The 6665-nt window shown below is 57.2% G+C and carries 11 protein-coding genes and 1 pseudogene; 6 read left to right on the top strand and 6 right to left on the bottom strand.

The annotated features are described in order from the left end of the window. Positions 1–568 precede the first annotated feature (568 nt). The 3 genes and pseudogenes from NKI35_RS31060 to NKI35_RS31050 form a co-directional block, all read right to left on the bottom strand. Positions 569–730, bottom strand: a complete 162-nt coding sequence (locus NKI35_RS31060; RefSeq protein WP_352742607.1) for a hypothetical protein — start codon at positions 728–730, stop codon at positions 569–571. 83 nt (positions 731–813) lie between these two features. Continuing rightward, positions 814–888: pseudogene (locus tag NKI35_RS31055) on the bottom strand (hypothetical protein); the annotation flags it as partial. A gap of 16 nt (positions 889–904) precedes the next feature. Next, entirely contained in the window at positions 905–1147 is a 243-nt protein-coding gene (locus NKI35_RS31050) for an ATP-dependent DNA ligase (protein ID WP_352742605.1), read from the bottom strand. A gap of 125 nt (positions 1148–1272) precedes the next feature. On the opposite strand from NKI35_RS31050, the gene NKI35_RS31045 reads away from it, so the two are divergent. The 3 genes from NKI35_RS31045 to NKI35_RS31035 all read left to right on the top strand — a co-directional run bounded on the left by NKI35_RS31045 (position 1273) and on the right by NKI35_RS31035 (position 2076). Then, entirely contained in the window at positions 1273–1461 is a 189-nt protein-coding gene (locus NKI35_RS31045; RefSeq protein ID WP_352742604.1) for a DUF3606 domain-containing protein, read from the top strand. Between the two features lie 186 nt (positions 1462–1647). Further along, positions 1648–1851 (top strand): hypothetical protein, encoded by a 204-nt coding sequence (locus NKI35_RS31040; protein ID WP_156932446.1) that lies wholly within the window; start codon positions 1648–1650, stop codon positions 1849–1851. A gap of 18 nt (positions 1852–1869) precedes the next feature. Then, positions 1870–2076 carry a KTSC domain-containing protein gene (locus NKI35_RS31035; protein WP_023748450.1) on the top strand — a complete coding sequence of 69 codons (207 nt, stop codon included), beginning with the start codon at positions 1870–1872 and terminating at the stop codon, positions 2074–2076. Between the two features lie 615 nt (positions 2077–2691). Here NKI35_RS31035 and NKI35_RS31030 read toward each other — a convergent pair. Then, complete coding sequence (locus NKI35_RS31030; protein ID WP_023707393.1) at positions 2692–2823, bottom strand: hypothetical protein; 132 nt, start codon at positions 2821–2823, stop codon at positions 2692–2694. Positions 2824–3135: 312 nt separating this feature from the next. Between NKI35_RS31030 and NKI35_RS31025 the strand changes: the two genes are divergently transcribed. Continuing rightward, positions 3136–3291: a hypothetical protein gene (locus tag NKI35_RS31025; protein ID WP_023744425.1), complete on the top strand. Its 156-nt coding sequence runs from the start codon at positions 3136–3138 to the stop codon at positions 3289–3291. Between the two features lie 235 nt (positions 3292–3526). Here NKI35_RS31025 and NKI35_RS31020 read toward each other — a convergent pair whose 3' ends face one another. Further along, positions 3527–3868 carry a tyrosine-type recombinase/integrase gene (locus NKI35_RS31020; RefSeq protein ID WP_352742601.1) on the bottom strand — a complete coding sequence of 114 codons (342 nt, stop codon included), beginning with the start codon at positions 3866–3868 and terminating at the stop codon, positions 3527–3529. Positions 3869–4550: 682 nt separating this feature from the next. After that, positions 4551–4778 carry a hypothetical protein gene (locus tag NKI35_RS31015; RefSeq protein WP_155923509.1) on the bottom strand — a complete coding sequence of 76 codons (228 nt, stop codon included), beginning with the start codon at positions 4776–4778 and terminating at the stop codon, positions 4551–4553. A gap of 517 nt (positions 4779–5295) precedes the next feature. On the opposite strand from NKI35_RS31015, the gene NKI35_RS31010 reads away from it, so the two are divergent. Beyond that, complete coding sequence (locus NKI35_RS31010; protein ID WP_155923510.1) at positions 5296–5769, top strand: hypothetical protein; 474 nt, start codon at positions 5296–5298, stop codon at positions 5767–5769. Between the two features lie 10 nt (positions 5770–5779). After that, positions 5780–6665, top strand: an 886-nt coding sequence (locus NKI35_RS31005) for an Ig-like domain-containing protein (RefSeq protein WP_352500535.1), incomplete at its 3' end; no start/stop codon positions are given.

Genomic DNA, 6665 nt, shown 5'->3' with positions numbered 1-6665 from the left:
CGATCCAGCCAGCATCTTGAATCACAAAACCACTCTCACGGGAATCCCGCAGATTCAGTCAAAATCTGAACTGCTCTAGTTGTTTTGGCTGAGGACGAGCGTAACCACCTTAGGCTCGGCTCGCTGCAGACATCGTTCCGGAATATTGGGCCACATCGCCTTGGCGCATCCCTGATCTTCGCTTGGCGCCGTCGCAAGCGAGCGTTCTGCGTTACCGGCTTCGTCTGCGGTCGACAGGAATACTTGCGTGGCGAGCGCAGTAGCCATAGATACTTGGACGAGGATAAGGGCGTAGGCAAATCGTCTGATCATCCGCTCGCAACGTTCAATCCGCGAAGTGGTTCCAACGTCGCGACCCGCCGATGTAAAACCCGATCACGATGCTCGAGCCTGCGCCCTGCCCGTCCTCAGCTTTCCTAAGGACAACCCTTCGTGGCCGGCCGCTTCATGATGCCCTTGGGCGCCGTGCCTGAGTGCTCCTGGACGCGTTTCCATAGCCTCTCGCGCATTTCCCGGTTCAAGGTGACGAATGCGCTTCCGACATAACGCCCGGTGCCGCGCTCAGCCATTAGAGTGAAAGCCGGCTTGCCCGCTTCACGCTCGACGCCGAGCAGATCGAATCGTCGATCGCATAGCACTTGGCCTTCAGCCAGTTGGTCGACGGACCGCGTCGGTATTTGCTGTCCTTCCGCTTCGAGACCATGCCTTCAAGTCCGGCCTTGTCGAGCAAGTGAAAGATGGCCTTGGCTTCCCCCGGCGGGGCTCGCTGAACTGAATACGCCCGCCGGGCTCGATCATGCTGGCCAGGATCTCGCGCCGCTCCTCTAGCGCCTTATCGCGCAGATCGTGGCCGTTAAGATGAAGCAGATCAAAGGCAACAAAATACAAGTCGTGCTGCTGTCATTCAGAACGACGATCTCGCCCTCGACAATGGCGCTTCGGCACCAAGGCGCTTTGCCTCTCTCACCAGGTCGCGATATTTCGCCGTCCAGGCGTGGCCATTGCGCGTATAAATGCGTTTGCCGACTTCATCAATGATCATCTGCGATCGGTAGCCGTCGAACTTGACCTCCTGGGTCCAGCCTTCACCCTCGGGAGGCTTCTCCACAAGGGTCGGCATCAACGGCTCGATGAACTTCAAACGCATGCACTGACCCACCCTACGGCGATTCAATAAGATCAAGTAAAAATGGTTCCGAAGCCGGAAATCAGCCTTTTGGTGCAACAAACACGTCAACTCGACGTTGCGGGATGAGCGAAGGATGAATCGATATGGCCGACGACAAGAGCAAGCGGGATTTTCGTGATCGGGACCGTGTCACGGCCGATGAGGATTATGAAGTTGAATATTTCGCAACAAAGACCGGCATCACACCCCAGCAGGTCAAAGAGCTGATCGCGAAGCACGGCAACCAACGCGAGACTTTGGAGCGGGTAGCCAAGGCGCTGCGGAAACAATGACCAGGCTATCTGATCTCGGCAGACCACTGATCGGGCACCGACATGAAGGCCCGCCCGCGAGCGAACTCGCGCATTTCCTTCCTTGCCTGTTTGCGGTCAACAGATCGATATACGCGATTTTCGCCAGGTCACTTATCATGCCGATCCGGAGCACGAGCCGCTCGAACTGGACGCTTAGGACCAAAAGTGCCGAAATACCACGTTGAGGAAATGGACGGCGATACCGTGACGGCTACCCACATCGTCCACGCGACAACGCCGATCAGGGCGGCGCGGGAAGCGACAGAGCGCGACATCACTCTGCGCACCAGCGAGCCCATCTGGATCAGGGTTGCCGACGAAAAGCGCGGCCACAATTCGAATACAGTTTCAGCCAACTCGGCTAGCTGAGTTTTTGAATGGCATACCATGCCGTCGACCTCGATACGCAAGTTCGACTATGACCCGAACACCAGGGTTCTCTCCGTCTGGTTTGTGGCAAGCGGGAAGCATTACGAGTTTTTGGACGTACCTGCTGAGGCCGTTGCTGCGTTCAAAGCTGCCTTTGCCAAGGGCGTCTATTTTAACAGGCACATCCGCAATCGTTATGCAGTCCGGCTCGCGCCAGGGCGCTGACATCTGGAGACGCCGGGTTTGTGCAGGGATGGCCCGCGCCTGCTTCCGAGCGCGGGCCGACCATGATGAGTGAGGGGCCATCTTGGTCACCGGCAGGGACCGCTGAGAACGAGCCGGGTGTGACCGAACAGCCTCGGAGCGGGGATGTTCCCGGCTGACCCAAAAAGGCCGAAGGGCGCAATTAGCACCGACTTAATTAGGTCCGGAAAATTTTAACGAATCGTTGACCGCGCTGTCCCAGAATAGGACGGCGCGGTCAAACCCCAACCTTGGCTGCGCAGGCGGCTTCGGCACTCAGTTCCACCCCCGAGCTGTCGGAGCCGCCACCCACCCCACACTTATACCAGCAATGGTTGAATCAACCGTTACTGCACGTGCTTTCATGGCGCTTCCCTGATCGTTAGACTTTGACGGATCAAACAGGGGATTCACAGATTCGGAGACTCGACCGATGGAAACGATCTTCGATGACGTCGGCAACGGCCTCAGAGCGCCCGCACAGACGCATGGCGCCCTGTATGCGCCTTCGCATCGACATGGCCGGCAAGCTGTTCCTTGGCGTCGCAATCGGCCTGGGCCTTGGCTTTGGAATGGCGAACGCGGGTTAGACCCGACCTATCGGTTCGGGCGGTCCGTAGCCAAAACGTTGTAGAGCACCAAACACGCCAGCAACGAAATGACGCTGCCCAGCAGGTCGCCTAGGGTCAGGCCGGAAAAATAGACAAGATCGAACGCCAGTACCGCCATCGCTCCAGCCAATCATGATTCGGGACACTGCCGACATTAACCGTTAGTCGGCACTGTTCCGGTCTGGACAACCTGTTCAATCTTTTCGTTGAACTTGCGCCATTCGCCAACAATCCAAAGTTAGGCGAAGCAATCAAGCTTGCGATGAATACGCCTCGGGAGACGTCCCCATCGGCCAAGAGGTTTTCGAGGCCATCGGAGCGTCGCGGAAAGAAATGATAGAGAGTTGCCGAAAGAGGCGGAACGCTATACGGTCTGGCAAGCTCGCTCCCACACCACGCAACCTAATCCAAAGTACCGCGAGGAATAGGAATGGCTAAAGTCCGCAAGCGCACCCTGCCCTCCGGTGAAGTTCGCTGGCCGGCAGACTACTTCGATGCCGGCTGCAATCGCCGCGCCAAGCAGTTCGACAAGCGCAAGGATGCCGACGGCTATCCGGTAAAGGTGCGACGTGACCTGCAGCTATGATTCGAATCCAGGTTCCCCAGAAAGCGATTTTTCCGTTTGATCATTAGAACATTTCGTGTCAGTCGGACGCACGGTCGGTAATTTTTGTTCCCGTTTCGAGCTTGCGGATGGCGCTTTCGCCGAGCGCCGGATCTCGGTTGAGGAAGGCTGTGGCCGGTGATCGTTGCGATTTCCGGCACCCAGGCCTCGACGAGCGCCAGGCGCGTTACAGCAGTCCCGCGAATGTCATTGAAGGTCACTCCGACCACCCCGGCCGAGGCGCAGGCCTTGCGCCAGATGATCGAAAGCCATCTGAGGTCCATGGCACGCCGTCGCTGTTCAAAAGTATCTGCCCGACCTTGTCGCGCAGCGCCCCGAGCGCAGCCTTGAGCGGCGCGCCGACGGGAATGACCACACGAGTTCCGGTCTTGGATTGCTGCAAGCGGATCACCTTGCCGTCATACTGCTGCCAAGTGAGCCGCAGCAGGTCGCCCTGGCGCTGGCCGGTCCACAAGGCCAGTGTGAGCGGCAGATGCAGGTGCGCGGGAGCGCTGGCATAGAATGCGGCCTCGTCGGCGGCAGTCCAGACGTTAGCCACCCTGGTGCCGCGATAGAGGCGCCCGCCCTTCTCGCAAGGATTGGCTGAACAAGGCCGCGACCGTGTCCCCAGGACAGGATCCTCGCCAGCACCTGCCAGCAATAGTCTGCCTGTCGGCGCGATGCCTTGGCGCGCTCGTCGCGCCACTCCATGAAGATGCCGTGCGTGCGGCGGTCGCTCATGCCCGACAGCGGGAAGTCACCGAATTTCTTTCCGATAACCTTGATCAGCTTGACATAGTCGGCTTGCTTGCGCGGCGCCAGGTCATCCAAATCCGAGCTGGCCTGAAATTCATTCATCACGGACAGGAGCGCGCCCTGGCGCGGCTTGGCCTTGGTCGCGGCGGCAGCTTTGTAGGCCGCGATGAATTCGGGATCTCCAGGCTTGCCAGGCAAGGTGGCCCGCCCTTCCAAGCCCACTAGTAGGTGACGAGGCTGCCGTCGGCGAGTTGTTTCGTGCGGCTGTTCAGCCGCTTAAGACGAACGCGCATGATTTTTTATACACTGGTCGATGGGGTTTTCCGGTTCGCTCGTATGTGTAGCGGCGATGACCACGATCTTGCCCGTCGCCTCTACCCTGCCAGGCTCCATGTTGCCTTAGCGTGCGCTCTTGATCCGCGCGCAATATCGGCAATTTTGAAGGAGATCAGTGTGCCGGCCATTTTTGGGTTGCTCCCGCCTTTTCAGCCGCCGCGTTTTCCAAAAGATTGGTGAGGTTTTGGATTAACTGCTTGGAGCAGATCCTTGACGGGCAGCCCCATCACCTTCTCGATGCCAATTAAGACTTCCAGGACAATTCGAGCCGGCCTGAGAATGATCGAAACCGGATATTGATCGCGCCTAATTACCTCTCCTACCGGAGACGATGCATCGAAATCAGACCATCCCTGCCCTTCCTGGTCGAAAGACAAGGCCAAGGTGCGGAAATTCGGACTCTTGGGACCTTCTCAGATGGTTACAGCAACCGACACAGTGAAACGCAATTGTCCATGAGATCGGCGGTTGCTGCTACACATTCACCTGACTGGGGCATGCGTTTCTGGAAGGCGTCCGCAGCCGGTTCCGTGCACGTTTTATTTTGACTGTTAACTGTCACGCTAGTCGAATGTTGACGACTCCCCCTCGGAAGAGTTAATAATCTCCTAATATAAGCATTTTCTTAAAAACATGATCGGCAGCCGACGAGTTTGCCGACGCAAGGGGAGACGCAGCGCGACGACCAATCTCGTCGCAACATCATCATCATCATCATCAACATCGAGCCGCCATCCGTAAACGGTACTGCTGAGTCAGCCGTTCGCAAGGCGTAACATAGCGGTGGTTGGGTGGGCTGACTAAGTCTATGAGCTTTGATAGCGAGTGCTTTGTCTTTTCAGTGCGGTCGGTAAACGGATGTGGGGGCATCTGTGTATGAGTAAGGGGGTTATAATGGCTGCTTCTCAAATCATAAACGCCGACGGAATGTCGACGTTGCTTCCCGATACGCCACAGGGCGGAGACTATACCTACCGCTTAGCCGAAAATGCGCCCGTCCCCATTTCCACCGTTCTGACCATTATATCTCTCGATGGGTCGAGTAGCGATCTGGCCGAAATCACACTTTGCTCTCCGAATGATGAGTTTTCCGCCTCGACCGATCCGAAGAAGCCCGCTGTTGCCTGCGCAGATTCAGCAGGCATCAAGCTGTGTTTGCCGGACTCGCGAGCGTGGGCGTTTGGCATTGGTACACATGCCATTGGTCTGGATGCGAACTCATTTGGTCCGGCGCTCTTTCCCAGGATCAAGCCGTTTGTTGGCGAAGGCGAACTTGCCCTCATAGGTTCACAATTTTTGAGCGACGCCGCTGCAAGCGGCAGGTCAATGTCGGCACTTCTCGATCGACAAGAACAACTAGCGAGATAGGGGACGGGGTATGGCAACGGCAACTGGTACAAGCGGCAACGACAATCTGGTCGGCGGTAGTGGAGACGACGTGCTTTTGGGCGGTGCCGGAAGCGATCGCCTGAATGGCGGTTCAGGCGCCGATACGCTCGATGGAGGCAGTGGTTTCGATACGGTCCTGGGCGGATCGGGAGCGGACACGCTCATCTATCGCGCGTGGGAAAATCAGTACAAGTTTGGTAGCCAAGTCTACGGCACAGGGACAACCGTCGGACAAACAGCCTTTTCCGGCTACGACACCTACGACGGCGGTAACGGCAATGCTGCGAAAGGCACTGCCGAGATCGATACGCTCGCTATCTATCTAAGCAATGATCAACTAGCCAATACGTCATTCATGACGGCGTTTAACACCGAACTTGCTCAGTTTCGTGCCTTCATTGCCGCGAACTCGAACACGAATACCGGCCAAGCAGGTCAGGCAGAATTTACATTCGCCACGATCAACCTCAAGGTCTCCGCGATCGAGCGGGTTGTCGTTCTCGATAACGCCGGGCATGTTCCTGTCTCCGTAAATATTGTCTACCCTTCCTTAAATGATGGTGACAACAACTCGGTCGTGACGTTCACTTTTCTTGGTCCGGTGACGGGCTTCGATTCTGCCGATGTTACGGCAATGAATGGCACGCTGACTGATTTTGTGAAGATTGATGCTTCGCATTATACGGCGAAGTTCACGGCGGCAGACGGTTTTGATGGTCTTGGCTCCGTTTCGGTAACGGCCAGCGGCTACACCGACCTTGCCGGCAACACCGGCGCGGCGGGCTCCGATACGGTCACCATCGACACGCTCAACCCGAGCGTCATCGTCAACATCGTCGACGGCGCGCTCAGCGACACCGACAACAACTCGAACG

The sequence above is a fragment of the Mesorhizobium sp. M0676 genome (assembly GCF_040320535.1).
In the GTDB taxonomy this organism is placed as follows: domain Bacteria; phylum Pseudomonadota; class Alphaproteobacteria; order Rhizobiales; family Rhizobiaceae; genus Mesorhizobium.
Note: the sequence above shows the minus strand (reverse complement) of the source record. Positions and strands in the feature narration are given on the sequence as shown.